This is a genomic window from Microcoleus sp. S36b_A4, assembly GCF_036700645.1.
In the GTDB taxonomy this organism is placed as follows: Bacteria; Cyanobacteriota; Cyanobacteriia; order Cyanobacteriales; family Microcoleaceae; genus Microcoleus.
This window is the reverse complement of record NZ_JAUBPI010000047.1, coordinates 47,526-47,785: the sequence shown is the minus strand read 5'-3', so window position 1 is coordinate 47,785 and position 260 is coordinate 47,526. Positions and strand designations below refer to the sequence as shown.

Annotated in this window: 1 protein-coding gene; it reads right to left on the bottom strand. The window is 46.2% G+C overall.

The features are described 5' to 3' along the window. Nucleotides 1–53 precede the first annotated feature (53 nt). Nucleotides 54–260 (bottom strand): WD40 repeat domain-containing protein (locus tag QUA03_RS16575; RefSeq protein WP_333213354.1); only part of this gene is annotated, 207 nt, incomplete at its 5' end.

The window sequence follows — 260 nt, the reverse complement described above, 5'->3', positions numbered from 1 at the left end:
CCTTCTCAGTGAGGTCGAATGCTAACGGTAGAATGAGGGTTTCAGCCTCGATCTCAAAAACTGTCCGGAGTATTGGTTCTAAGATAATCCCTAATCCAATTGCAACCGAATGCCATTAGTTTATCGAAATCCCAAATCCACAGTTTGATGGTCTTGTCACTGCTAGCAGAAGCCAATGTCAAGCCATCGGGACTAAAGGCAATGCTATAGACCGGATTCCTATGCCCGGTGAGGGTAGCGATGGGTTTTTGGGTTTGCAA